Genomic DNA, 24518 nt, shown 5'->3' with positions numbered 1-24518 from the left:
ACTTAGCTCTCATAGTGCAATGTTTGATAAGATGTTGCGACGATGTGACAGTGTCTGACAGCCGGGAGGTGCGACATCACCGAGACACAGTTGACCCGTCTGCTGGCGGCGGACCGTCGGCCGGACCCGTTGACCGCATTCCGCATCGCTCGGCGGTGGTTCATGGCCGGCCGTCGGATCGAGATGCGGGAACTGGCCGCCGAGCTTGGCGTGAACCGCGCCACCTTGTTCCGCTGGGTCGGCAGCCGAGACGATCTGCTCGCTGAAATCCTGTGGTCGCTCGCCGAACCGACGCTGGCGATGGCGGTCGACGGCGCACCGGGGCGCGGCGGTCAGCGCATCGTGGCCATCATGGATCGATTCGCCACCATCCTCGACGAGGCCGACTACTTCCGGGACTTCCTCCGCCGCGAGCCCGAACGCGCGCTGAGAATCCTCACCACGCGCGCCAGCGCGGTCCAGCAACGGTTGGTTGCCGCCGTGGAAATCATTCTGCGCGAGGAGATTACGCACGCGCAGTTGAAGCCGCCCTTACCGCCGCACGACCTCGCGTACCTCATCGTGAGGATTGTCGAATCTTTCCTCTACGCCGACATCATCACCGGCGAACAACCGGACATCGCCAAGGCGAAACAGGCCATCAGCGCGCTGCTCAGTCGCCACGATTGATGGGGCGTGCGGGGGTCGCTACGCGTCTTCCAGCAGATCCGGGGTCACCGCCGATTCGGTGTCGGGGATGCCGTCCTGTTTGGCCTTGCGATCGGCCATCGACAGCAGCCGCCGAATACGGCCTGCCACAGCATCTTTCGTCATCGGCGGATCGGCCAGCCGGCCAAGCTCCTCCAGCGACGCCTGCCGGTGCTCGACGCGCAGCTTGCCGGCCGCGGCCAGATGGTCGGGCACGCTGTCGCCCAGGATTTCCAAAGCTCGCTCGACTCGGGCGGCCGCAGCCACCGCGGCGCGCGCCGAGCGCCGCAGGTTGGCGTCGTCGAAGTTCGCCAGCCGGTTGGCCGTCGCCCGCACCTCGCGGCGCATCCGGCGCTCCTCCCAGATCAGCCGGGTGTCCTGCGCGCCCATCCGCGTGAGCAACGCGCCGATGGCCTCGCCGTCGCGCACCACGACGCGGTCGGCACCGCGCACCTCACGCGCCTTGGCGCTGATCCCGAGCCTTCGCGCCGCACCCACCAGCGCCAGGGCCGCCTCCGGGCCGGGGCAGCTGACCTCCAGCGCCGACGAGCGCCCCGGTTCGGTCAGCGAACCGTGCGCCAGGAAGGCCCCCCGCCAGGCGGCCTCGGCGTCGGCGACGCTGCCGCCGACGACCTGGGCCGGCAGCCCGCGCACCGGGCGGCCCCGCAGGTCCAGCAGACCGGTCTGGCGGGCCAGCGCCTCGCCGTCGTTGGCGACGCGCAGCACGTACCGGGTCTGCTTGCGAATTCCGCTGGCGGACAACACATGCACGACGGCGTTGTAGCCGTACAGGTCGAAGATGTCCTTGCGCAGCCGCCGGGCGATGCTGCCCAGGTCCACCTCGGCTTCGACGACCACCCGGCCGCCGACGATGTGCAGCCCGCCGGCGAACCGCAGCAGCGAGGTGACCTCGGCGCGCCGCGCGCTCACCGAGTTCACCATCAGGCGGCTCAGCTCGTCTTTGACTTCAGCCGTCATTGCCACGCGTCGTCACCTCTCGGTCCGTCTGCGCCCGTTTGCTGACGTTCGCCTTCAATCGGCATCGGGGCTGTCACCGGGGACGCTGCCTGACCAGTGTCGCGCATACTCACCCCGTCCAGCGCCGCGGCCAGCTTGCCCGGGTCATGTAAAGGTGTACCAGGCCGCGACACGTCCGCGAATCGAACCTCGGCGTCCAGCAGCTTTGCCGTGCGCCGCAGCTGATCACGCTCGCGCTCGCTGGGCACCCGCTCGGCGTCGATGATGACGTCGTGGACGCTGAAGTTCGGTGCGTGCTGCGCGAGCACGTGCAGGTGCCGTTCCACCGAGAACCCGGCCGTCTCCCCCGGTTCCGCGACCAGGTTGAGCACCAGCGCGCGCCGGGCCGTGGTGGCCTGCAGCGCCGCCGCCAGGCCCGGAACCAGCACGTGTGGGATCACGCTGGTAAACCAGGATCCGGGCCCCAACACCACCAGGTCGGCGGCCATGATCGCGTCGACGGCCTGCCGGGTGGCCGGCGGGTTGGCGGGCAGCAGCCGCACCCGGCGCACCTTGCCGGGTGTGGTCGCGATCGCCACCTGGCCGCGGATCAGCCGGAACATCCGCGGGTCGGTCTCCAGGCCGGAGACGTCGGCCTCGATCTGCAGCGCGATCGGGCACATCGGCAACACCCTGCCCTTGATGCCGAGAATCCGGCCCAATTCGTCGCACGCGGCGACCGGGTCGGCCAGCATCTCGTTGATCCCGGCCAGCAGCAGGTTGCCGATCGGATGCCCGGCCAGTGCGCCGCTGCCGCCGAACCGGTGCTGCAGAACGGTCGCCCACAACCGCCCGTGTGGACTGTCGGATGCCAACGCCGCCAACGCCATTCGCAAATCACCCGGCGGCACCACGTCGAGTTCGCTGCGCAGCCGGCCCGACGAACCGCCGTCGTCGGCGACGGTGACGACAGCGGTGACATGTGGGGTCAGTCGCCGGGCCGCCGACAACGTCGCGTACAGGCCGTGTCCGCCGCCCAGGGCGACAATGCGCGGGCTCATTCGCGGCCCAGATCCCGGTGCAGCACCCGCACCGACAGTTGCCTATCGGGTTCCAGCAGCCGCGCCAGCGCTTCAGCGATGGCCACACTTCGATGCTTGCCGCCGGTACAACCGATAGCGACGGTCATGTAGCGCTTCCCCTCCCTGCGGTAGCCGTCGACAACCAGGGACAGCAATCGATGGTAGGTGTCCAGGAACTCCGCCGCGCCGGTCTGGCCGAGCACGTAGTCACGAACCATCGGATGTTGGCCGGTGTGCGGCCGCAGTTCGTCGACCCAGTGCGGGTTCGGCAGGAACCGCACGTCCATCACCATGTCGGCGTCCATCGGCAGGCCGTATTTGTAACCGAACGACTCCACGGTGACGCTGGTGTGGGCGACCGCCTCAGTGCCGAATGCCCGTTCGATGCTCTCCCGCAGCGCCCGCACCGACAGCGTGGAGGTGTCGATGATCAGGTCGGCGGTGGCGCGCACCGGCGCCAGCATCTCGCGCTCGGCGGCGATGCCCTCAGCCAGCGTTTGCTCACCCTGCAGCGGATGGCTGCGGCGATTCTGCTCGTAGCGGCGCACCAGCATGTCGTCGGAGGCCTCCATGAACAGCACCCGCGGCGTGATGTTGCGCGTCGCCAGGTCGTTGCGGACCCAGTCCAGGTCCCCGGTGAACCCGCGGGATCGCACGTCCATCACCACCGCCAGCTGGGTGATCCGCGAGCCCGCCGCCAGACCGAAGTCCACCATCCGGGTGATCAGCTGCGGTGGCAGGTTGTCGGCGACATACCAGCCGAGGTCCTCGAGCACTTTGGCGGCAGTGCCGCGTCCGGCCCCGGACAGCCCGGTGACCAGCACGACGTCGATGCCGGATTCAGTTGTGCTGCCGGTGTTTTCGGCTTGGCTGTGACTGGTCATCGCAGGGCCTCGAGTACTGCGGTCGCGGTCGCCACGCCAATACCGGGCACCGCGGTGATCTCCTCGACGCTGGCCTCCCGCAGCCGGGCCACCGATCCGAAGTGGGTGACCAGCGCCTTGCGGCGATGCTCGCCGAGCCCCGGCACCGCGTCCAGCGCGGACGCCGTCATGCGTTTGGACCGCTTGCTGCGGTGATAGCTGATCGCGAACCGGTGCGCCTCGTCGCGGATCCGCTGCAGCAGATAGAGGCCTTCGCTGTTGCGCGGCAGGATGATCGGGTCCGGCTCGCTGGGCACCCACACCTCTTCCAGTCGCTTGGCCAGCCCGATCACCGCCACGTCGGTGATGCCGAGCTCGTCGAGCACTTTACTGGCCGCGTTGACCTGCGGCGCGCCGCCGTCGACGACGTACAGGTTCGGCGGGTAGGCAAACTTACGTGACTTACCTTCCGGTGCAAGGGTATTCGACTCTTGCAGGTGGCGGGCGAAACGGCGCCGGGTCACCTCCGCGATGGAGGCGACGTCGTCGGAGCGGCCCTGGCCCGCGGCTTCCCGGATGGCGAAGTGACGGTAGTCGGACTTGCGAGGCAGACCGTCCTCGAAGACCACCAGCGAGCCCACCACGTCGGTGCCCTGCACGTGGCTGATGTCGACGCATTCGATGCGCAGAGGCGCGTCGGCCAGGCCAAGTGACTCCTGAATGTTCTGCAGCGCAGCAGATCTGGCGGTGAAGTCACCGGCGCGCTTCAGCTTGTGTTGCTGCAGAGCCTCTTTGGCGTTGCGCTGCACGGTTTCGGCAAGAGCTTTTTTGTCGCCGCGGCGCGGCACCCGCAGCGCCACCCGCGAACCGCGCAACTCCGAAAGCCAGCTGGCCAGCTCGTCGGAGTTGGGCGGCAGGCACGGCACCAGCACCTCGCGGGGCACCGGGTTGGTGGATTCGTCGGCGGCGCCGTCGAGTTCGGCCTGCTCGGCGTAGAACTGGGTCAGGAACTGCTCGACCAGCCTCGCCTCACCGGAATCGCCTGGGTCGCCCGGCTTTTCGACGATCCAGCCACGCTGGCCTCTTACCCGTCCGCCGCGGACGTGGAACACTTGCACGGCGGCCTCCAGCTCGTCGTCGGCGAATGCCACGACGTCGGCGTCGGTGCCGTCGCCGAGCACCACGGCCTGCTTCTCCAGCGCGCGCTTCAGCGCAGACAGGTCGTCACGCAGCCGCGCGGCGCGTTCGAAGTCCAGATGTTCGGCGGCGCTGTTCATCTGCTGTTCCAGGCTGCGCGCATACCGGTCGGTCTTGCCGGACAGGAAGTCGCAGAAATCCAGCACGATCCGGCGATGCTGCTCGGCGCTGACCCGCCCGATGCACGGCGCCGAGCACTTGTCGATGTAGCCGAGCAGGCATGGCCGGTCGATTTGCTTGTGCCGCTTGAATACTCCGGCCGAGCAGGTGCGGGCCGGAAACACCCGGGTCAGCAGGTCCAGGGTTTCGCGGATGGCCCAGGCATGCGAGTAGGGCCCGAAATAGCGCACGCCCTTCTTGCGGGGACCGCGATAGACCATCAGCCTGGGGAATTCCTCGTTGAGGGTGACGGCCAGCACCGGATAGGTCTTGTCGTCGCGGTAGCGGATGTTGAACCGCGGATCGAACTCCTTGATCCAGTTGTATTCCAGTTGCAGCGCCTCGACCTCGGTGCCCACCACGGTCCATTCGACTTTGGCCGCGGTGGTCACCATCTGGCGGGTACGCGGATGCAGGCTGGCGACGTCGGCGAAGTACGACGTCAGCCGACTGCGAAGGCTCTTGGCCTTGCCGACGTAGATGACGCGTCCGTGCTGGTCCCGGAACCGGTAAACGCCCGGCTCGACCGGGATGGACCCGGGCGCGGGGCGATACGTGGCGGGGTCAGGCACGGTTTCTAGGCTAGTCTGCCGCCGCGACAAGACGCAGAATCGCACTGGGGCGGCGTCGCGGATGCGACTCTACGTCTGCTCGCGCGGAGATTGGTACCGCGCCATCACTGTCCGCACGGTGTCCATGGCCTCCACGGCGCGGTCCTTGTCGACGGCCTGGATCGCCATCAGCGGGATGTACTCGTCGTCGGGCAGGTCGATGCGCGCCCAGCGGGCGCCGGCCGGAAACGACACCCCCACCACCTCCGACCAGGGCACCAGCCGATAGCCCAGCAGGTTGCGCACCGAGAGCCCGGCGGGCCCGACCCGCAGCCGCGGCCGCGCGAACAACAGCACCAAGCCGGCAAGGACAAGGCCCAGCACCGCCATCGCGACCTGGTCCGCGGTCTGGAAGATCACCCCGCTGGACTTGACCTTGAGCGCCAGGCCCACCCCGATGTGCGCCGCCGCGATCACGAACGCCGCGATGTAGGCGAAATACGGTGTGAGGTGCGGACGAACTTCGGCGTCCCAGTTCGGCTGCGACGTCACGGCTTTGCGCGCAGATCACGCAGGGTCAGCGCGGTGCTCAGCGCCGCCGCCGTGGCCTGAGCACCCTTGTCCTCGGCCGACTCCGGCAGCCCCGCACGGTCCAGCGCCTGCTCCTCGGTATTGGTGGTCAGCACCCCGTTGGCGACCGGCGTCGACGCGTCCAGTGAGACCCGGGTCAGCCCCTGAGTCACCGCATCGCAGACATAGTCGAAATGCGGTGTCTGGCCGCGGATCACCACACCGAGCGCGACGACGGCGTCGTGCTCGCGCGCCAGCGCCTGTGCCACCACCGGGATCTCGATCGCGCCGAGCACCCGCACCACCGTCGGGTCGTCCACACCCCATTCGGAGGCCAACTTGCGAGCGCCGCCCAGCAGCGCGTCACAGATGGTCGTGTGCCACGTGCTGGCCACGATCGCCAGCTTCACTCCCGACGCGTCGAGTGCCGGCATCTCCGGCACACCGGCGGCTGGACTCACAGAGCTCCCCTCACAGAGCCCCGCCGAATTCGCCTGGCAGGTGGGCGGATTCGTGGTAGTCATCCAGCCCGATCAGGTCGTGGCCCATCCTGTCGCGTTTGGTCATCAGGTAGCGGATGTTCTCCGCGTTGGCGCGCACCGGCAGCGGCACCCGCTCGATGATGTGCAGCCCGTAACCGTCGAGCCCGACCCGCTTGGCCGGGTTGTTGGTCAGCAGCCGCATCGAGCGGACACCGAGGTCGACGAGGATCTGCGCGCCGATGCCGTAATCGCGTGCGTCGGCGGGCAATCCGAGCTTGAGGTTGGCGTCGACGGTGTCGGCGCCGGCGTCTTGCAGCTGATAAGCCTGCAGTTTGTGCATCAGGCCGATGCCGCGGCCCTCGTGTCCGCGCATGTAGAGCACCACGCCGCGGCCCTCGCGGGCGACCATCGCCATCGCCGCGTCCAGCTGCGGGCCGCAGTCGCAGCGACGCGAACCGAACACGTCGCCGGTCAGGCACTCCGAGTGCACCCGGACCAGCACGTCGTGGCCGTCGTAGTTGGGCCCGGCGATCTCACCGCGGACCAGCGCCACGTGCTCGACGTCCTCATAGATGCTGGTGTAGCCGACCGCGCGAAACTCCCCGTGCCGGGTCGGGATCCGGGCCTCGGCGACCCGCTCGATGTGCTTCTCGTGCTTGCGCCGGTACTCGATCAGGTCGGCGATCGCGATCATCGCCAGGTCGTGCTCGTCGGCGAAGACCCGCAACTCGTCGGTCTGCGCCATCGCGCCTTCGTCCTTCTGGCTGACGATCTCGCAGATCGCACCAGCGGGCTGCAATCCGGCCAGCCGCGCCAGGTCGACCGCGGCCTCGGTGTGGCCGGTGCGGCGCAACACGCCACCGTCCTTGGCGCGCAACGGAACAACGTGGCCGGGCCGAGTGAAATCCTCGGCGACGCTTCCCGGATCGGCCAGCAGCCGCATTGTGGTGGCGCGGTCGGAAGCCGAAATACCCGTTCCCACACCGTTTCTCGCGTCGACGGTGACGGTGTAGGCGGTGCCATGCTTGTCCTGGTTGACCGCGTACATCGGCAACAGGCCCAGCCGGTCGCAGATGGCGCCGTCAAGCGGCACGCACAGGTAGCCCGAGGTGTAGCGGACCATGAAGGCCACCAGTTCGGGAGTGGCCATTTCGGCGGCGAAGATCAGGTCGCCCTCGTTCTCGCGGTTCTCATCGTCGATGACGACGACGGCCTTGCCCGCCGCGATGTCGGCAACCGCCCGCTCGACGGAGTCCAACCGCGTCATCTTTGCCACCTAGTCTCTCCACGAGCCCCGTCGCAGGGCTCATGCGTTGCATTCAGTATGAACCACGAGGATGGCGCGGGTATTGCGGCGGCCTAATCAGTGGGATGCAGAACCAGCCGTTCGACGTACTTGGCAATGACGTCGACCTCGAGATTCACCGCGGATCCCAGGGCGGCGCGGCCCAGCGTGGTCAGTTCCCGGGTGGTCGGGATCAGCGAGACCTCAAACCAGTCCTCGCCCAGCCCGGAGACGGTCAGCGAGATGCCATCGACCGTGATAGAACCCTTTTCCACGACGTAGCGGGCCAGCGACTGGGGCAGCTCGATGCGCACCACTTCCCAGTTCTCGGCCGGGGTGCGGGCCAGGATCTGCCCGGTGCCGTCGACGTGGCCCTGCACGATATGCCCGCCGAGCCGGCTGCCCAGGGCCGCCGCGCGCTCCAGGTTGACCGGGCTGCCGGCGGCGAGCGCACCCAGGCTGGACCGGCCGAGTGTCTCGCCCATCACATCGGCGGTGAACTGCCCGCCGGGCAGTACTTCGACGACGGTCAGGCACACCCCGTTGACCGCGATCGAATCGCCGTGGCCGGCATCGGCGGTGACGACGGGGCCGCGGATCGTGAAGCGCGCGGAATCGCCGAGGTCATCCTTGTCGACGACCTCGCCCAGTTCCTCGACGATCCCGGTGAACACCGCCTCAGATTAGTGACTCACGCTTCGGCGCGCGACGCCGCCGCTGCGGGCACCCTCTACGATGCAACGTATGCAGACGCCGCGGAAAAGTAGCCGCCTCATCGCCGTCCTTGCCGCCCTCAGCTTCGCCGCCGCCCTGGTTGCCGGCTGTTCGTCGGCGTCCAAGAAGAACAGCAGCCCGCTGCCGGATGCGAGCACGCTGGTCAAGCAGTCCAGCCAGACCACCAAGAACGTCAAGAGCGTGCACGTTGTGCTCTCGACGAGCGGAAAAGTGAAGGGGCTGCCCATCAAAACGCTCACCGGTGATCTGACCACCGCACCCAGCACGGCCGCCAAGGGCAACGCCAAGGTCGTCGTGGGCGGCTCTGACATCGACGCCGACTTCGTGGTGTACGACTCGAACCTGTACGCGACGCTCACCCCGAACGTATGGACGGACCTCGGTCCGGCCGCCGACATCTACGACGTTTCCACGATCCTGAACCCCGACAACGGCCTGGCAAACGTGCTGGCCAATTTCACCGACGCCAAGGCCGAAGGCCGCGAGACCATCGGTGGCCAAGACACCGTCCGGATCACCGGAAAGGTCGCCCCCGACGCACTGAATCGGCTTGCGCCGTCGGTGAATGCGACCCAACCACTGCCGGCCACCGTCTGGATCCAGGAGAACGGCGATCACCAACTGGTGCAGGCCAAAATGGACCCGAGTGAGGGCAACACCATCCAGATGACGTTGTCCAACTGGGGTGAGCAGGTCCAAGTCACGAAACCACAGGTGAGCTGAGTTCATGCAGGCTGGACGCAGAATTGCGATCAGCGCCGGCAGCCTCGCCGTGCTGCTCGGTGCGCTGGACACCTATGTCGTCGTCACGATCATGCGCGACATCATCAGCACGGTCGGCATCCCGGTTAACCAGCTGCAGCGGATCACCCCGATCGTCACGTGGTACCTGCTGGGCTACATCGCCGCAATGCCGCTGCTGGGGCGTGCGTCGGACCGGTTCGGCCGCAAACTGCTGCTGCAGGCCAGCCTGGCCGGCTTCGCCGTCGGCTCGGTGGTTACCGCACTGTCCGGCGACCTGCATGTGCTGGTGGTCGGCCGCACGATCCAAGGGCTGGCCGCCGGTGCGCTGTTGCCGGTCACGCTGGCACTCGGCGCCGACCTGTGGTCACAGCGCAACCGGGCGGGGGTGCTCGGCGGGATCGGCGCGGCGCAGGAGCTCGGCAGTGTGCTGGGCCCGCTGTACGGGATTTTCATTGTCTGGCTGACCAGCCGCTGGCAGGACGTGTTCTGGATCAACGTGCCGCTGGCCGCCGTCGCGATGGTGATGATCCACTTCAGCCTGCCGTCGCGGGAGCGCACCACAGAGCCGGAGAAGATCGACCTGATCGGCGGGGTGCTGCTGGCAATCACGTTGGGCCTGGCGGTGATTGGGCTTTACAACCCGAATCCCAACGGCCACGACGCGCTGCCGAGCTACGGCTGGCCGCTGGTCATCGGGGCCATTGTCGCCGCGGTGGTGTTCGCGCTGTGGGAGCGCTTCGCGCGGACCCGGTTGATCGAACCCGCGGGCGTGCACTTCCGGCCCTTCCTGGCTGCGCTGGGCGCATCGCTGGCGGCCGGCGCGGCGCTGATGGTGACGCTCGTCGACGTCGAGCTGTTCGCCCAGGGCGTGCTCGGCAAGGAACAGGACGAGGCGGCAATCATGTTGCTGCGCTTCTTGATTGCGTTGCCGATCGGCGCGGTGGTCGGTGGGTGGATCGCCACCAAGATCGGCGACCGGGCGATGACGTTCATCGGACTGCTGATCGCGGCGTCCGGGTACTGGCTGATCTCGCACTGGCGGCTCGACCTGCTGACCGACCGGCACGACATCTTCGGCTTGTTCTCGCTGCCGGCGCTGGATACTGATCTGGCGATCGCCGGGATCGGGCTGGGCCTGGTGATCGGGCCGCTCTCGTCGGCCAGCTTGCGAGTGGTCCCGTCGGCCCAGCACGGCATCGCCTCGGCGCTGGTGGTGGTGGCGCGGATGACCGGCATGCTGATCGGGGTGGCGGCGCTGAGCGCCTGGGGGTTCTACCGGTTCAACGAGATCGTCGCGACCAAGTCCGCGCAGGTTCCGGCCAACGCCAGCCTGGTGGTTCGCTTGGCCCTGCAAGGACGCCTGTACCGGGAATCGTTCGCGGAGATGTACGCCGGGATCTTCACGGCCACCGCGATCGTCTGCGTGGTGGGTGCGCTGCTCGGTCTGCTGCTGTCCAGCCGCAGCGTCCACGCCGAGGAGCCGGAGCTGCCGGAGCACGAGGCCGTCGACGCGTAAGCGCTAGCGCGGCACCAGGCTGAGCAACAGGTCCGGACCGACTCGCTCCACCCCGTCGAAGCGCCACTTCAGCGCCCGCGCAATGCTGGGCACCCCGACGTCGTCGACCGCGGTGATCGGCCCGCCCAGCAGGATCGGCGCGACATAGGCCAGGATGCGGTCGATCGCCCCGGCCCGCAGGAACGCGCCGGCCAGCGTCGGTCCGCCCTCGAGCAGCACATCGGTGCGGTCCGACAGCGCCTTGAGGACTTCGGCCGGGTCGTGCGTACGGATCACCATGGTGCGCGAGTCGTCGTTGAGAACGTTTGCCTCCGAAGGGATTTCGCGCTTACCCACCACGACACGCAGCGGCTGTCGATCGGCAAGCTTGCCGTCGGCCAGTCGGGCGGTCAGCGTCGGATCGTCGGCGAGCACGGTGCCGGTGCCCACCACGATGGCGTCGGCGGCCGCCCGCCGGCGGTGCAGGTCGGCGCGCGCGGCCTCGCTGGTGATCCATTGACTCGAGCCGTCGGCGGCCGCGCTGCGCCCGTCGATGCTGGTGGCGTACTTCCAGGTCACGTGCGGCAGCCCGGTGCGCTGCTTGTGCAGCCACTCGCGTAGCGGTCCGGCCGCCACCAGCTCGGCCTCGACGTTGTTGACGACGTTCACGCCGGCCGCCGCGAGCCGAGCCGCGCCGCCGGCGGCCAGCGGGTTGGGGTCGGCGACGGCGTAGACCACCGACGCGATGCGCGCGTCCAGCAGGGCGTCCACACACGGCGGGGTCTTGCCGTGGTGGTTGCACGGCTCGAGGGTGACGACGGCGGTGCCGCCGGCGGCCAGGTTGCCGGCCCGCCGCAGCGCTACCACTTCGGCGTGGGCGCTGCCGGCCGGCCCGGTGCCGCCCACACCGGCCACCCGCCCGTCGCGGTCCAAAATCACCGCGCCGACAGGCGGATTCGGATACGTCGCGCCCTTGACCATCTCGGCGTGCTCGACGGCGAGGCGCATGGCGGCGTCGTGGCTGATGGCCGCCGCGGTGCTCATTGGAGGCGCAGGTGCGGGGACACGGCCGCGGCCCGTCGCCGCAGCGCCTCGACCGCGGCTTCCGGATCGTCGGCGTTGTAGACGGCCGATCCGGCGACAAAGCAGTCGACACCGGCCTCGGCGGCCTGCTCGATGGTGTCGTCGTTGATGCCGCCGTCGATCTCGACCAGGATGGTCAGCTCGCCGGAGTCGACCATTTTGCGGACCGTGCGGACCTTGCTCAGCACCTCGGGGATGAACTCCTGGCCGCCGAACCCGGGCTCGACCGACATCACCAGAAACGTGTCGAAGTCCTTGAGGATCTCCAGATACGGGTCCAGCGGGGTCCCGGGTTTGATGGACAGGCCCGCCTTGGCGCCGGCGGCCCGGATGTCGCGGGCGACGGCGACGGGGTTGTCGGTGGCCTCGGCGTGAAAGGTGACGTTGTGGGCGCCGGCCTCGGCGTACGGCGGCGCCCAGCGGTCCGGGTCCTCGATCATCAGATGGCAGTCCATCGGAATGTCCGTGTGCTGGAGCAGGCTTTCCACCACCGGTAGCCCGATCGTCAGGTTCGGCACGAAATGGGCGTCCATCACGTCGACGTGCAGCCAGTCGGCGCCCTCGACGGCGGCGGCCTCGTCGGCCAGCCGGGCGAAATCGGCGGCCAGGATCGACGGCGCGATCAAGGGACGATTCATGCTCGTCAGCCTAGTCTGGCGCCGACGAGCGCCGAGTAGCGGCGCGAGGAGAAGCCGGACCATCCAGCACCGCGAGCGCCGCGGCGAACATGGCATCGGTGCCGTGCCGGTGCGGCCACAGCTGCACATACGGACCGTCGCCGAGCTCGCCGGCGGGCTCGAACAACGGCCGGGTATCCAACGCCTGTACTCGGTGGCGGCGCAGCGCGTCGGCGACGACGCCGACCGTCTCGGCCAGGTGCGGCGAGCAGGTCGCGTACAGCACCACACCGCCGGGGCGGGTCAGGCTGATCGCCGCTCCGAGCAGTTCGCGCTGAAGTTTTGTGAGCGCCGGGATGTCGGCGGGTTGACGCCGCCAGCGGGCCTCGGGACGACGGCGCAGCGCGCCCAGCCCGGTGCACGGGACGTCGACCAGCACCCGGTCGAAGCCGCCGCCTAGTCCGGTGTCGCGGCCGTCGACCTGCAGCACCTCGACGGGGAGCCCACGAGTGTTGTCCTCCACCAGCTTCGCGCGATGCTCCGACGGCTCCACCGCGGTCACCCGTGCTTGGCGGTCGACGCCCAGCGCGGCCAGCAGCGCGGTCTTGCCGCCGGGACCCGCGCACAGGTCCAGCCAGCGGCCGGCGTCGTCGTCGACCGGCGCGAGCGTCAGCGCGCGGGCCACCAACTGGCTGCCCTCGTCTTGGACCAGCGCTTGGCCGTCGCGCACCGCGGGCAACTCCCCCGGGTCGCCGGCCGGCAGGTACACCGCATACGGCGAATAGCGGCCGACGGTGCCGTGCACCGCCTCGGCCAGCGCCGCGGCGGTCAGGGCGCCGGGCCGTGCGGCCAGGTGCACCTGTGGGCGTTCGTCGTCGCTGGCCAGCGCCGCCTCGAGCTCTCCGGCGGCCCCGCCGAGCGCGTCGGCGAAGGCCTGGGCGATCCAACGCGGGTGGGCATGCACGAACGCCGCATGCCCGACCGGATCGGCCACCGGGTCGGGCGCCAGCTCGTCGACCCACTCCTTTTCGTCGCGCGCGCTGATGGTGCGCAGCACGGCGTTGACGAAACCAGCACGCGCAGAATCGAATTCGATGCCAGCCTGCTCGACGGTGGTGGACACCGCCGCGTGCGTCTCGACCCGGGTGCGCAGCAGCTGGTAGGCGCCGAGGCGCAGCAGGTCGAGCAGCACCGGGTCAATGGCCGCCGGCTTGCGTCCGGCAGCCGCGCCGATCACCGCGTCGAGCAGACCGCGAGTGCGGCATGTGCCGTAGGTGAGCTCGGTGGCGAAGGCGGCGTCGCGCCCGCGGATGCCCCGTTCGCGTAGCAGCGCGGGCAGCGCCAGGTTGGGATAGGCGTCACGCTCGGTGACCGCGCGCAGCACGTCGAAGGCGGCTTTGCGGGCGGGATCCAGCGGCTTGCGGCGTGCGCGTTTCATGACGCCCGTGCCGCGGAGTCCAGCCGGGCGCCTCGGGCCCAGTCGACGGCGTTCATGAATTTCTTTCCGGGCGGCTGTATTTCGCCGAGCTGAACCGGTTGTGAGCCGGTGCCGATCCGCACGCTGTGACGCTCGACGTCAATCTGGCCGGGCTGCAAGGAGTTTGGCGCGTCGGAGTCGACCTGCACCGGGCCGAGTTTGATCCGCACGTCACCGATCGTCGTCCACGCGCCGGGATGCGGAGTGACGGCGCGGATACGCCGTTCGACGACGTGAGCCGGCAGGTCCCAGCGCACGCGGGCGTCGTCGACGGTGACCTTGGGCGCGACGCTGACCCCGTCGGCGGGCTGCGGCACCGGCGTCAGCGTGCCGTCGGCGATCCCGTCGAGCGTGGTTTCCAGTAGCGCCGCACCCGAAACCGCAAGGCGATCAAGCAGATCACCGGCGGTGTCGGTGGGTTGGATGGTTTCGGTGACGACGCCGTAGACCGGTCCGGAGTCCAGGCTCGGCTCGATCCGGAACGTGGTTGCGCCGGTGACCGTGTCGCCGGCGGCGATCGCCGCCTGCACCGGGGCGGCGCCGCGCCAGGCCGGCAGCAGCGAGAAGTGCAGGTTGATCCAGCCATGCGGCGGCACGGCCAGCAGCTCGTCGCGCAGCAACGCGCCGTAAGCCACCACAGGGCAGCAGTCCGGCGCCAGCTCGCGCAGCTCGGCGACAAACTCGGCGGTGTTGGGCTTTTGCGGTCGCAGCACCGGGATGCCCGCGTCGAGCGCCAGGCGGGCCACCGGCGACGGCTGGTGGTGGCCGCGCCGGCCGGAGGCGGCGTCGGGCCGGGTGAGGACCGCGACGACCTCGTGGCGCGGCGAGTCGATCAGCCGGCGCAGCGCGGGCAGCGCGGGTTCCGGGGTGCCGGCGAAGACAAGACGCACCGGCACAGTCTAGGGAGGCGTCGGCGACTACGCGTCAACGTCGGGTTCGCCCCCGGCCGCAGTGAAAGCGGCCAGCGCGCGCACCAATCCGTGGCGCTCCGGCGACGGCATTTTCTCCACGATGCGGGCGATCTCGGCGCGCCGGTGCGCGGTGACCTGGCCGACGACGTGTCGTCCGCGGTCGGTCAGCCTGGCCAGCAGTTCACGCCGCGAGGACGGGTGCGGCAGGCGCTCGATCAACCCTGCGCCAACCAGCCGATCGACCATCCGGCCAGCCGCGGAAGGTTGCACACCGAGCAGGCCCGCCAGCGTGGCGAGGTTGATCGGACCGCGATTGGACAGGATCACCAAGGTCCGGAACTGCGGGATTGTGATGGTTTCGTTCACTTGCGCGATCGAGTGAGCCGAGATGGCGACGAGCAACCGCGACGCGGTCAGCAACGCGTCAGTGATCGCATCGAGGGAGTCGGCAGTCGCCGTGACGTCGTCGGTCGAGATGGCTGTTCTCCCTCCATTCGCCACAGCGGACATCCAGGAGTCTAACAGCCGTCTACTATTGTCTATAGCAATTGTTTCCTATTAGAACTATAGCCAGGGGTAACGCATACACAGGAGGTCTTGATGAACGCCGGCACACCCGAAGCCCTGGCGACCACACACCGGTCGATGTGGGCGATGGGCGACTACGCCCTGATGGCCGAGCAGGTGATGGCACCACTCGGCCCGGTCCTGGTCGACTTCGCCGGGATTGTCGCCGGCGACCGCGTGCTCGACGTGGCCGCCGGCTCTGGCAACATCTCGATCCCGGCGGCGATGCGGGGCGCCACAGTCGTCTCCAGTGATCTCACCCCGGAACTGCTGCAGCGCTCCCAAATGCGGGCCGCTGCGGAAGGTGTGACGCTCGACTGGCGGGAAGCCAATGCCGAAAACCTGCCGTTCTCCGACGGCGAGTTCGACGTGGTGTTATCCGCGATCGGAGTGATGTTCGCGCCGCATCACCAGCGCGCCGCCGACGAACTGGTCCGGGTCTGCCGGTCCCGCGGGACGATCGCTTTGATCAGCTGGACACCGGAGGGCTTCTTCGGCCAGATGTTGGCCGCCATCAGGCCGTACCGGCCGACGCTCGTGCCCGGCACGCCCCCGGCGGCGCTGTGGGGGCGCGAGGACTACGTCACCGGCTTGCTGGGTGAGCGAGTCGGCGAAATCACAACGGAGCGGCGCACATTGCGAGTGGACCGGTTCGGCAGCCCCGAGGAGTGCCACGAGTACTTCAAAACTCATTACGGCCCAACGATTAACGCCTACCGCCTGATCGGGCGCAATCGGGTGTTGGCCGCCACCCTCGACGCCCAACTCGTCGAACTTGCCCGACGGCACTTGCGCTGTGGCGTCATGGAGTGGGAGTACCTGCTGCTCACCGCGCGGAAGCGATGAGCCTCAGTCCTCTTCTTCCGCCAAGCGTGGAATCAGTCCCCCCGCGAGCACGTCCTTGACCTGCCGCGGCGAAAGCCGGTGCCGCACAGTGAAAGACGAGTCCTTGGTGACGTTGTCGACCTTCAGCGTGTCCCCGTCTGCCAGGGCGTCGCGCAGGTTCTGCAGTCGCAACGTGTCGTCCTGGTCGATGCCGTCGTAGTCGTCGGCGTTCTCGAATTCCAGCGCCAGCACGCCGAAATTCGCGAGGTTCTGCCAGTGGATGCGCGCGAACGACTTCGCGATCACCACCCGCAACCCCAGATAGCGGGGTGCGATCGCCGCATGCTCACGCGAGGAGCCCTGGCCGTAGTTCTCGCCGCCGACGATGATGTGACCGGCCTCGCCGGCCTCCTGCGCGCGTTGCGGGTAGGACTCGTCGATTTGGGTGAAACTGAACTCCGCGAGCTTCGGAATATTGGACCGGAACGGCAGCGCCCGCGCACCGGCGGGCGAGATTTCGTCGGTGGAGATGTTGTCCTCGACCTTGAGCAGGACCGGCGCCTCGATCTCGTCGGGCAGCGGCGAAAGCTCCGGAAGGTCAGAAACATTGGGGCCCTTGACCGGTTCGACCTTCTTCGCCTCGTCTTCGGGCAGCGGCTCCACCAGCATTGCCGTGTTGACCGAGCTTTTGTCGGGCAGGTCGAGCTTCGGATAGTCCATCTTCTCCTCGCGGGCCCACTCGCGCGGATCGGTGATCACCCCCGTCAGCGCCGACGCGGCAGCGGTTTCCGGCGAGCACAGCCACACCGAGTCCTCTTTGGTGCCGGAGCGGCCGGGGAAGTTGCGCGGCATCGTGCGCAGCGAATTGCGCCCGACAGCCGGTGCCTGCCCCATCCCGATGCAGCCCATGCAGCCCGCCTGGTGAATGCGAGCGCCGGCGATCACCAGGTCCGCGGTGGCGCCCATCTTCGTCAGATCGGTCAGGATCTGCCGCGACGTCGGGTTGATGTCGAAGCTGACCTGCGGCGCGGTCTGCCGTCCGGCCACCATGGCGGCGGCGATCGCGAAATCGCGCAGTCCGGGATTGGCGCTCGATCCGATCACCACCTGGGAGATCTCCTCGCCGGCGACCTCGCCGACCGGCACCACGTTGCCCGGCGAGGACGGCTTGGCGATCAACGGCTCGAGAGCCGACAGGTCGATGGTGTCCTCGACGTCGTAGCCGGCGCCGTCGTCGGCAAGCAGCTCAACCCAGTCGTCCTCGCGGTCCTCGGCCCGCAGAAAGTCGCGGACGGCATCGTCGCTGGGGAAAACCGTTGTGGTGGCGCCGAGTTCGGCGCCCATGTTGGCGATCACGTGCCGGTCCATCGCCGTCAGGGTTTCCAGGCCCGGCCCGTAGTACTCGATGATCCGGTTCACCCCGCCCTTGACGTCGTGCCGGCGCAGCATCTCCAGGATCACGTCTTTGGCCGAACACCATTGCGGCAATTCACCTTCCAGCCGCACACCCCACACCTCGGGCATGCGGATGTGCAGCGGGCGGCCGGTGATGGCCAGCGCCACCTCCAGGCCGCCGACCCCGATCGCCAGCATGCCCAGCGAACCGGCCGCCGGCGTGTGCGAGTCGGAGCCCACCATGGTCTTGCCGGGAATGCCGAAGCGCTGCATGTGGGTCGGGTGCGACACCCCGTTGCCGGGCTTGGAGAACCACAACCCGAATCGCTGTGCGGCGGTGCGCAAGTACTCGTGGTCCTCGGCGTTCTTCTCGTCGGTCTGCAGCAGGTTGTGGTCGACGTACTGCACGCTGACCTCGGTGCGGGCGCGGTCGAGTCCGAGGGCCTCGAGTTCCTGCATCACCAGCGTGCCCGTCGCGTCCTGCGTCAGCGTCTGGTCGATATGGATCGCGATCTCCTCGCCCGGCGTCATCTCACCGGATTCCAGGTGCGACTCGATCAGCTTTTGGGTGACGTTGAGAGGCATAGCCTCTGCTTACCCCGATAGGGCGGCGCTTATGCCAGCGCCCGAAGCCTGCTGCTCGACGGGACACGGACTGACGCCCGAACATGAACACGTGCAACGATCGGCTCAGCTGCGACAACGGTGAACGGTGTGGCCAGCGGGAAGTCGTCATCCAGCGATTCGATACGGGCGGCGCGGACGATGGTGGCCAGCGCCAGCGTGGCTTCGAGCATGGCGAAGTGGTCACCGATACATGATCGGGGTCCGCCACCGAACGGCAGGTACTGCCAGCGGCTGCGGCCCTTTGAGCGCGCCGGCAGGAACCGGTCCGGGTCGAATGTCAGCGGGTCGTCCCACAGTTGTGGGTCTCGGTGCATGGCGTAGAAACCGATCACCGCCATGGTGCCGGCCTCCAGGCGGTAGCCGTCGACGACCAATTCCTTTGTGACCAGGCGCGGCGTTCCGGCACCGGGCGGGCATAGCCGCAGGGCCTCGTGCAGCACTCGCACGGTGTGGCCAAGCTGGGGCACGTCGTCGGGTGTCAGCGGACGGTCGCCGAGCGCGCTCACCTCATCGAACACGCGCTGTTGGATGTCGGGATGGTGGCCGAGCGCCCAGAGTGAGTAGGTGAGCGTGGTGGATGTGGTGTCGTGGCCGGCCAGCATGAACAGCACCAGCTCATGGCAGATGTCGTCATCCGAGAGTGGTTGGCCCGTAAGTGGATCGGTTGCGGTGATCAATGCACGCACCAGCGGCGCGTCGAGGGCGGGGTCGGCTCTTACCGCGGCGAGGATCACGGCGGCCAGGTGGTGCAGAGTCGCGTTGGCCCGGCGGGCCCGCCGCTGGCCGGGGGTCGGCAGCCACTGTGGCAGGTTCAGTGGCTGGGTCGCACGGTCGGCGACCCAGGAAAGCGCGATGCGCAGTGCGGGCCCGATGGTGTCGGCTTTGGCATCGAGGTCCAGTCCGAGCACCGAGTGCCCAAGTGCGCGCAGAGTAAGCGCGCGGCACTCGGTGTCCAGGTCCACGGTCGCCCCGTCGCGCCAGCCGTCGACCACCGTCTGCGCCGCCGCCGCCATGTGACCGGCATAGCGCGGGACACGCTGTTTGGTGAACATCGGCTGTAGAGTGCGCCGCCGCGGCAGCCATTGGCAGTGCGGCAGATTTAGCAGGTTGCCGCCCATCAGCCCGTGCAGCTCGATCGCCATCGTCGTCCCGCCTCGGTCCGCGATTTCGTCGGTGCGGCCCAACACGTCCCGCGCACCCTGCGGCGAGGCGATCAACACCACGGTCGGGAAAAGCCATTTGGGCGCAAGCACGATACGAGTGATGGGGCCGCCGGCGTCGATGAGTTCCTGAAAACCGTCGATCAGCGACCGCACGGCCCGCAGCTGGTGCCAGTAGGGCAACGGATTCTTCGGCGCCAGTGGCAGTTTGGCGACGTCGGTCGATTCCAGCACATCAACAACGCTCTCAGTGTGCGGCGCTGAGCACATGCGTAGTGGACTACCTCTTTGGCTGTTCGCGTAGATTTTCGGCGGCAGGCCGCCCTACACGCACACTCAACGCCGTAGATGCACACTCGACGCCGGCGAGGCCCCTAGCCGATGTGGAGCGGGTCGATCTGAACCCGGACCGGCTCGTGATCCTGGTGGGCGCTGAGCACACTTGTGGCGCGACGCAACGCCGCCGCCAGAGCCAGACCCTGCTCGCGGCGAACACGCGCCAGCATGCGGATCACGTCGCCGCTGACCCCGGCTGGCCGGCGCGCCCCCGCAGGCAGGTCCACCGGGCCGAGCAAATCGGCGCCGTCGGGCAGCTCGGCTTCCTCCAGCAGCGCCGCCACCGCGTCGGCGGGACCGTCGAGCGCGGCGATGTGCACGCTCGGCGGCAGGCCCACCTCGGCGCGGGCCGTCAACTCGGCCTCCGCATGGCCGACCGGATCCCATCGGACAAGCGCTTGCACAGTCGGGATCGACGACTCGGCGACCACCGCCACCACTCCGCCGTCGCCGCGGGCCCGCACCAGCGCCGCGGCGGTCATCCAGCGTCGCAGCGTGTCCTCGGCCGCGCGCAGATCTTGCCGCCCGAGCAGCGCCCAGCTGTCCAGCAGCAGCGCCGCCGCGTAGTCGCCGGAAGGTTCGGCCCCCGGGGTGGCCACCACCAGGGCAGGACCAGGCCCGACGGCGCCCACGACGGCGTCGCCGCCTGAGGTGATCACCGCCGTTCCGGGAAACGCCCGGCCGAGTTCCTCCGCGGTGCGCCGGGCGCCGACGACGACGGCGCGCACCGCGTCCGAACCGCAGCGCGGACACCGCAGCGCCGTATCCACGCGGCCGCACCAGCGACAGACCGCGCCCGACCCACGCTCGGGCAGCGACAGCGGGCCGGTGCAATGCCGGCACCGGGCGATCGCACGGCAGCGCCCGCAGGCCAGCGACGGCACATAGCCTCGGCGCGGCACCTGCACCAGCACCGGCGCGCCGGTCTCCAGCGCGGCGCGGGCGGCCCGCAACGCCACCGACGGCAGCCGTGCACTGCGCGCGGCGGGGTCGCGTTCGTCGACGCGCTCGTCGAGCGCCACCACCCGCGGGGTGCGGGCACGGACTATTTGACGGGTCGCGACGACGTCGTGGGCCCAACCGCTGCGCACCAGCGCCTGCGCCTCGGCGGTACGGGAATATCCGCCAATCAAAGCGGCGCAACGCATTTGGTGCGCACGGAGCATCGCCACGTCGCGGGCGTGCGGATACGGCGCCCGCGGCTCGGCCAGCGTGTCGTCGCCGTCGTCCCACACCATGACCAGGCCCAGGTCGGCCACCGGTGCGAACACCGCGCTGCGGGTGCCGATCACCAGCCGCGCGCTGCCGCGCAGCGCCGCGAGCCAGCGCCGGTAGCGCGCGGCCGGTCCCAGCCCCGCCGAAAGCGCCACCACGGCGGACTCGTCGAACAGCTTCGCGGCGGCCGCAGACAGCGCGTCGACGTCGCGCTGGTCGGGCACTATGGCCAGCACTCCCCTGCCGGACTGCACGGTTTGCGCGGCCGCCTCGGCGAACCGGTCCGTCCACAGGTCGCCGGGCAGCCCCTGCCAGATCGCGCGGGCTGCCCGCGACTCGGCCAACGCGGTCAGGAACTGCCCGCCGCGGGTATACACCTCCCACCGGGCCCGGTCGACCGGTGCAACGACGGGTTGGCTTGGCGCCGTTGGGGTTTCGCGTTCCACTCGGGCGTGCCGGGCGGGTATCGCCAGCCGCAGCACGTCGGCGCGCGTACCGGCGTAGCGGGCGGCCACCGCGTCCACCAGGCGGTGGATCTCGGGGGTGAGCACCGGCTCGGGTGATACCACCCGGTCGAGCCAGGCGAGCTTGCCGACGTGGTCGGTGTCGGTGCGGCGTTCCAGGACGAAACCGTCGACCAGCCGGCCGTGGAACCGGACCCGCACCCGCACCCCCGGGTGGGCGTCATCCGACTGCTCGGCGGCCACCAGGTAGTCGAATTCGCGGTCCAGATGCGGCACCGACAACATCGGCAGCACCCGGGCGATCGGCTCATGCTCGGCGGGCTGCCAGGTGGTGCTCACGGCTCGACGGCGGAGTCCGCGCGGCCGAAGAAGAAGCCGGCGGTGATCAGGATCTGCGCCGTCGCATAGGCCCACCAGACCGGCACCGCCAACGCCTCGTTGCCCAGGACGAACCGCCCGATCCCGATCATCGCGTCGGAGACCGCGAAGCACACCGCGCCGACCGCGGTCCAGATAGTGGGCAACCGCGCCAGCAGCGCCGCACACACCATCCCGCCCAGCACCACGATGTACACCACGACCGGCACCGTCAGCCCGTCGCGACCGAGGCCCGGCCAGAACCACACCAGCAGCGCCACACACGCCACGCAGACGACCGCGACCCCGACGAGACGAGGCCACGACCGGCGCGCCAGCGGAATCAGCGCGCCCAGAAAACATAGGTGCGCCAGCAGGAACGCGGCCAGCCCGAGCACAAACGACGCCGTCCACCACGGAATCGCCAGCAGCACATCGCCGACCGCCGAGAACACCAACGCCAGCATCAGCCAGCGCCGCTCGCGCAGGATCGGGTGGGCCACCGCGGCGGCGGCCAGCAGCAGTGCCATCGACGCCTTGAACAGCGGCTGGGCCATGAAACGGCCGGTCAGCTCTTCGCCCGGCGGCGACAGCAGCACCGTCGCGGTCAAAAACAACCCGTAGGCGACGCCGGCCCAGCCCGCGGCCACCCAGCAACCGACCACCATGCGCGGTGCATAGGGTGTCTCCATGCCCGAGGACACCCGGCCCGCCATCGACCCCATTCTGCTGAAGGTACTGGATAAGGTGCCGTTTCAGCTGTCGCTGGACGGCGGCGTCCAGGCCGCGCGGCAACGGCTGCGGGATTTGCCGCGGCGTCCGGTGCACCCGGAGGTCCGCACCGAGGACAAGACCATCGACGGCCCGGCCGGCCCGCTTGCGATCCGAATCTATTGGCCGCCAAGCGATGACGTGTTACCGGTGGTGGTGTTTTTCCACGGCGGCGGCTTTGTCGTCGGGGATCTCGACACCCACGACGGCACCTGCCGCCAGCACGCCGTGGGCGCCGATGCGGTGGTGGTGTCGGTCGCCTACCGGCTGGCGCCCGAGCATCCCTACCCCGCCGCGGTGGACGACGCCTGGGCGGCAACGCAGTGGGTGGCGGGGCACGGCGAGGATATCGGCGCCGACGCCGGCCGCCTGGCGGTCGCGGGGGACTCGGCGGGCGCAACCATCTCGGCCGTCGTCGCGCAGCGCGCCCGCGACAACGGCGGCCCGCCGATCGTCTTCCAGCTGTTGTGGTACCCGTCCACGATGTGGGACTCGTCGCTGCCGTCGTTCCGCGAAAACGCATCGGCGCCGATTCTGGGTCGCGAGGCCATCGCCGCGTTCACTCGTTGGTACGCAGGCGAAGTCGACCTGTCCGCCCCGCCCGCCGGGATGGCTCCGGGGCGTGCCAAGAACCTGGCCGGCCTGCCGCCGGCCTACATCGCCGTCGCCGGGCACGACCCGCTGCGCGACGACGGCATCCGCTACGGCGAGCTGCTCGCGGCCGCCGGAGTGCCGGTCGAGGTGCACAACGCCGAAACGCTGGTGCACGGCTACGTCGGCTACGCGGGCGTGGTGCCCGCCGCGACGGAGGCGATGGACCGCGGATTGGCCGCGCTGCGCAAGGGCCTGCATCGATGACCGCCCGCCCCGAGATCGATCCGCTGCTCAAGTCGCTGCTGGACGCGATACCGACGACGTTCAGTGCGGCCGACGGCGTCGAGGTGGCGCGGGCGAGGATCCGCCAGCTGCAAGCCCCGCCGGAGATGTTGCCGCAGTTGCGAATCGAGGACCGCACGATCGCGGATGGCATCCCGGCCCGCATCTACTGGCCGCCGGTGGACTCCGACGCCCCGCCGGTGGTGGTGTTCTATCACGGCGGCGGCTGGTCGATCGGCGACCTGGACACCCACGACGCCGTGGCCCGGGCCCACGCGGTGGGCGCCGAGGCGATCGTGGTCTCGGTCGACTATCGGCTGGCGCCGGAACATCCGTTCCCGGCCGGCGTCGACGACTGTTGGGCCGCCTTGCAGTGGGTCGGCGAGCATGCCGCCGAGCTGGGCGGCGATCCGTCGCGGATCGCGGTCGCCGGGGACTCCGCCGGCGGCAACCTGTCGGCGGTGATGGCGCAGCTTGCCCGCGACAACGGCGGGCCGAACCTGGCGTTCCAGTTGCTGTGGTATCCGTCGCTGACCGGCGACCTGTCGCTGCCGTCGTTCGTCGAGAACGCCGACGGCCCGATCCTGAACCGCGACGTCATCGACGCGTTCCTGGAGTGGTATCTGCCCGGCGTCGACATGAGCGAGCCGACCACCCTGCCGGCGACAGTGGCACCGGCCAACGCCGGCGACTTGTCCGGTCTGGCGCCGGCCTATATCGGCACCGCCGAGCACGACCCGCTGCGCGACGACGGCGCCCGCTACGCCGAGTTGCTCAGCGCCGCAGGCGTTCCCGTCGAACTGAGCAACGAGCCGACGCTGGTGCACGGCTTCGTCAGCTTCGCGCTGCTGGTTCCCGCGGCTGCCGAGGCGGCCAACCGCGGGCTGGCCGCGCTGAAAAAGGCGCTGCACTAGCTCGCGGTGACGCGTAACCGTTCCTGGCCTGGACCGATGCGAGCGCGCCGATCCGCCATTACAGTGGGCGGCTTCCGTGAACACGACCGTCGAACAGGAGCCGAGACATGCTAGTA

The 24518-nt window shown here is 69.3% G+C and carries 23 protein-coding genes; 6 read left to right on the top strand and 17 right to left on the bottom strand.

The window, feature by feature from the left end; genetic code table 11:
• Positions 1 to 90: 90 nt before the first annotated feature.
• On the top strand, positions 91 to 669 hold the full coding sequence (locus MFM001_RS12660; RefSeq protein WP_238159139.1) for a QsdR family transcriptional regulator: 579 nt from the start codon (positions 91 to 93) through the stop codon (positions 667 to 669).
• A gap of 18 nt (positions 670 to 687) precedes the next feature.
• Here the strand turns inward: MFM001_RS12660 and whiA are convergent, their stop codons facing one another.
• The 8 genes from whiA to MFM001_RS12620 all read right to left on the bottom strand — a co-directional run bounded on the left by whiA (position 688) and on the right by MFM001_RS12620 (position 8507).
• A complete protein-coding gene (gene whiA / locus MFM001_RS12655) occupies positions 688 to 1665 on the bottom strand; it encodes a DNA-binding protein WhiA (protein WP_116375615.1) in 978 nt (325 codons plus the stop codon).
• Positions 1662 to 2705 (bottom strand): uridine diphosphate-N-acetylglucosamine-binding protein YvcK, encoded by a 1044-nt coding sequence (yvcK, locus tag MFM001_RS12650; protein WP_116375614.1) that lies wholly within the window; start codon positions 2703 to 2705, stop codon positions 1662 to 1664. Before yvcK ends, whiA begins: the two co-directional genes overlap by 4 nt.
• On the bottom strand, positions 2702 to 3610 hold the full coding sequence (rapZ, locus tag MFM001_RS12645; RefSeq protein WP_116375613.1) for an RNase adapter RapZ: 909 nt from the start codon (positions 3608 to 3610) through the stop codon (positions 2702 to 2704). Before rapZ ends, yvcK begins: the two co-directional genes overlap by 4 nt.
• Positions 3607 to 5517: an excinuclease ABC subunit UvrC gene (gene uvrC, locus MFM001_RS12640; protein ID WP_116375612.1), complete on the bottom strand. Its 1911-nt coding sequence runs from the start codon at positions 5515 to 5517 to the stop codon at positions 3607 to 3609. The genes rapZ and uvrC overlap by 4 nt, the downstream gene beginning before the upstream one ends.
• A 69-nt stretch (positions 5518 to 5586) precedes the next feature.
• Entirely contained in the window at positions 5587 to 6048 is a 462-nt protein-coding gene (locus tag MFM001_RS12635) for a PH domain-containing protein (protein ID WP_116375611.1), read from the bottom strand.
• Positions 6045 to 6527 carry a 6,7-dimethyl-8-ribityllumazine synthase gene (gene ribH, locus MFM001_RS12630; RefSeq protein ID WP_116375610.1) on the bottom strand — a complete coding sequence of 161 codons (483 nt, stop codon included), beginning with the start codon at positions 6525 to 6527 and terminating at the stop codon, positions 6045 to 6047. The genes MFM001_RS12635 and ribH overlap by 4 nt, the downstream gene beginning before the upstream one ends.
• A 10-nt stretch (positions 6528 to 6537) precedes the next feature.
• The gene (locus tag MFM001_RS12625) at positions 6538 to 7815 is read right to left on the bottom strand and encodes a bifunctional 3,4-dihydroxy-2-butanone-4-phosphate synthase/GTP cyclohydrolase II (RefSeq protein WP_116375609.1); all 1278 of its coding nucleotides are present in this window, start codon (positions 7813 to 7815) and stop codon (positions 6538 to 6540) included.
• Positions 7816 to 7907: 92 nt separating this feature from the next.
• Positions 7908 to 8507 (bottom strand): riboflavin synthase, encoded by a 600-nt coding sequence (locus MFM001_RS12620; RefSeq protein ID WP_116375608.1) that lies wholly within the window; start codon positions 8505 to 8507, stop codon positions 7908 to 7910.
• 70 nt (positions 8508 to 8577) lie between these two features.
• Here MFM001_RS12620 and MFM001_RS12615 point away from each other — a divergent pair, with 70 nt between their 5' ends.
• Together MFM001_RS12615 and MFM001_RS12610 are read left to right on the top strand one after the other, a co-directional pair.
• Positions 8578 to 9291, top strand: a complete 714-nt coding sequence (locus tag MFM001_RS12615) for an LppX_LprAFG lipoprotein (protein ID WP_116375780.1) — start codon at positions 8578 to 8580, stop codon at positions 9289 to 9291.
• 4 nt (positions 9292 to 9295) lie between these two features.
• A complete protein-coding gene (locus MFM001_RS12610; RefSeq protein ID WP_116375607.1) occupies positions 9296 to 10828 on the top strand; it encodes an MFS transporter in 1533 nt (510 codons plus the stop codon).
• A 3-nt stretch (positions 10829 to 10831) separates the two neighbouring features.
• Here the strand turns inward: MFM001_RS12610 and ribD are convergent, their stop codons facing one another.
• From ribD to MFM001_RS12585, 5 genes are read right to left on the bottom strand one after another with little or no spacing between them, the layout of a single operon-like run.
• Positions 10832 to 11851, bottom strand: a complete 1020-nt coding sequence (ribD, locus tag MFM001_RS12605) for a bifunctional diaminohydroxyphosphoribosylaminopyrimidine deaminase/5-amino-6-(5-phosphoribosylamino)uracil reductase RibD (protein WP_116375606.1) — start codon at positions 11849 to 11851, stop codon at positions 10832 to 10834.
• A complete protein-coding gene (gene rpe, locus MFM001_RS12600; RefSeq protein ID WP_371685531.1) occupies positions 11848 to 12591 on the bottom strand; it encodes a ribulose-phosphate 3-epimerase in 744 nt (247 codons plus the stop codon). Before rpe ends, ribD begins: the two co-directional genes overlap by 4 nt.
• Entirely contained in the window at positions 12539 to 13945 is a 1407-nt protein-coding gene (locus MFM001_RS12595) for an RsmB/NOP family class I SAM-dependent RNA methyltransferase (protein ID WP_116375604.1), read from the bottom strand. Before MFM001_RS12595 ends, rpe begins: the two co-directional genes overlap by 53 nt.
• Positions 13942 to 14874, bottom strand: a complete 933-nt coding sequence (fmt, locus tag MFM001_RS12590) for a methionyl-tRNA formyltransferase (protein ID WP_116375779.1) — start codon at positions 14872 to 14874, stop codon at positions 13942 to 13944. Before fmt ends, MFM001_RS12595 begins: the two co-directional genes overlap by 4 nt.
• A gap of 27 nt (positions 14875 to 14901) precedes the next feature.
• Positions 14902 to 15405, bottom strand: coding sequence for a MarR family transcriptional regulator (locus MFM001_RS12585; RefSeq protein WP_192886925.1), 504 nt, complete (start codon positions 15403 to 15405; stop codon positions 14902 to 14904).
• A 90-nt stretch (positions 15406 to 15495) separates the two neighbouring features.
• Between MFM001_RS12585 and MFM001_RS12580 the strand changes: the two genes are divergently transcribed.
• Complete coding sequence (locus MFM001_RS12580; protein ID WP_116375603.1) at positions 15496 to 16308, top strand: class I SAM-dependent methyltransferase; 813 nt, start codon at positions 15496 to 15498, stop codon at positions 16306 to 16308.
• Between the two features lie 3 nt (positions 16309 to 16311).
• Here MFM001_RS12580 and MFM001_RS12575 read toward each other — a convergent pair whose 3' ends face one another.
• The 4 genes from MFM001_RS12575 to MFM001_RS12560 form a co-directional block, all read right to left on the bottom strand.
• A complete protein-coding gene (locus MFM001_RS12575) occupies positions 16312 to 18267 on the bottom strand; it encodes an aconitate hydratase (RefSeq protein ID WP_116375602.1) in 1956 nt (651 codons plus the stop codon).
• A 29-nt stretch (positions 18268 to 18296) separates the two neighbouring features.
• Positions 18297 to 19739: a cytochrome P450 gene (locus MFM001_RS12570; RefSeq protein ID WP_116375601.1), complete on the bottom strand. Its 1443-nt coding sequence runs from the start codon at positions 19737 to 19739 to the stop codon at positions 18297 to 18299.
• A gap of 104 nt (positions 19740 to 19843) precedes the next feature.
• Positions 19844 to 21769: a primosomal protein N' gene (locus MFM001_RS12565; RefSeq protein ID WP_116375777.1), complete on the bottom strand. Its 1926-nt coding sequence runs from the start codon at positions 21767 to 21769 to the stop codon at positions 19844 to 19846.
• Between the two features lie 50 nt (positions 21770 to 21819).
• Positions 21820 to 22533, bottom strand: a complete 714-nt coding sequence (locus tag MFM001_RS12560) for a lysoplasmalogenase (protein WP_116375600.1) — start codon at positions 22531 to 22533, stop codon at positions 21820 to 21822.
• Here MFM001_RS12560 and MFM001_RS12555 point away from each other — a divergent pair.
• Together MFM001_RS12555 and MFM001_RS12550 are read left to right on the top strand one after the other, a co-directional pair.
• The gene (locus MFM001_RS12555; RefSeq protein WP_116375599.1) at positions 22532 to 23470 is read left to right on the top strand and encodes an alpha/beta hydrolase; all 939 of its coding nucleotides are present in this window, start codon (positions 22532 to 22534) and stop codon (positions 23468 to 23470) included. The genes MFM001_RS12560 and MFM001_RS12555 overlap by 2 nt on opposite strands.
• Complete coding sequence (locus tag MFM001_RS12550; RefSeq protein WP_116375598.1) at positions 23467 to 24402, top strand: alpha/beta hydrolase; 936 nt, start codon at positions 23467 to 23469, stop codon at positions 24400 to 24402. The genes MFM001_RS12555 and MFM001_RS12550 overlap by 4 nt, the downstream gene beginning before the upstream one ends.
• The last annotated feature ends 116 nt before the right edge of the window (positions 24403 to 24518 follow it).

The organism is Mycobacterium sp. MFM001, assembly GCF_003402475.1.
Taxonomy (GTDB): domain Bacteria; phylum Actinomycetota; class Actinomycetes; order Mycobacteriales; family Mycobacteriaceae; genus Mycobacterium.
This window is presented reverse-complemented; position numbering and strand designations above follow the sequence as displayed.

What these genes read in the sequence shown, in the direction of transcription:
- whiA (WP_116375615.1), bottom strand. Translation starts at nt 1,665, where the DNA reads ATGACGGCTGAAGTCAAAGACGAGCTGAGCCGCCTGATGGTGAACTCG.
- yvcK (WP_116375614.1), bottom strand. Translation starts at nt 2,705, where the DNA reads ATGAGCCCGCGCATTGTCGCCCTGGGCGGCGGACACGGCCTGTACGCG.
- rapZ (WP_116375613.1), bottom strand. Translation starts at nt 3,610, where the DNA reads ATGACCAGTCACAGCCAAGCCGAAAACACCGGCAGCACAACTGAATCC.
- MFM001_RS12625 (WP_116375609.1), bottom strand. Translation starts at nt 7,815, where the DNA reads ATGACGCGGTTGGACTCCGTCGAGCGGGCGGTTGCCGACATCGCGGCG.
- MFM001_RS12615 (WP_116375780.1), top strand. Translation starts at nt 8,578, where the DNA reads ATGCAGACGCCGCGGAAAAGTAGCCGCCTCATCGCCGTCCTTGCCGCC.
- MFM001_RS12610 (WP_116375607.1), top strand. Translation starts at nt 9,296, where the DNA reads ATGCAGGCTGGACGCAGAATTGCGATCAGCGCCGGCAGCCTCGCCGTG.
- ribD (WP_116375606.1), bottom strand. Translation starts at nt 11,851, where the DNA reads ATGAGCACCGCGGCGGCCATCAGCCACGACGCCGCCATGCGCCTCGCC.
- rpe (WP_371685531.1), bottom strand. Translation starts at nt 12,591, where the DNA reads ATGGTCCGGCTTCTCCTCGCGCCGCTACTCGGCGCTCGTCGGCGCCAG.
- MFM001_RS12595 (WP_116375604.1), bottom strand. Translation starts at nt 13,945, where the DNA reads ATGAAACGCGCACGCCGCAAGCCGCTGGATCCCGCCCGCAAAGCCGCC.
- MFM001_RS12585 (WP_192886925.1), bottom strand. Translation starts at nt 15,405, where the DNA reads ATGTCCGCTGTGGCGAATGGAGGGAGAACAGCCATCTCGACCGACGAC.
- MFM001_RS12580 (WP_116375603.1), top strand. Translation starts at nt 15,496, where the DNA reads ATGAACGCCGGCACACCCGAAGCCCTGGCGACCACACACCGGTCGATG.
- MFM001_RS12575 (WP_116375602.1), bottom strand. Translation starts at nt 18,267, where the DNA reads ATGCCTCTCAACGTCACCCAAAAGCTGATCGAGTCGCACCTGGAATCC.
- MFM001_RS12570 (WP_116375601.1), bottom strand. Translation starts at nt 19,739, where the DNA reads ATGTGCTCAGCGCCGCACACTGAGAGCGTTGTTGATGTGCTGGAATCG.
- MFM001_RS12565 (WP_116375777.1), bottom strand. Translation starts at nt 21,769, where the DNA reads ATGTTGTCGGTGCCGCATCTGGACCGCGAATTCGACTACCTGGTGGCC.
- MFM001_RS12555 (WP_116375599.1), top strand. Translation starts at nt 22,532, where the DNA reads ATGCCCGAGGACACCCGGCCCGCCATCGACCCCATTCTGCTGAAGGTA.
- MFM001_RS12560 (WP_116375600.1), bottom strand. Translation starts at nt 22,533, where the DNA reads ATGGAGACACCCTATGCACCGCGCATGGTGGTCGGTTGCTGGGTGGCC.
- MFM001_RS12550 (WP_116375598.1), top strand. Translation starts at nt 23,467, where the DNA reads ATGACCGCCCGCCCCGAGATCGATCCGCTGCTCAAGTCGCTGCTGGAC.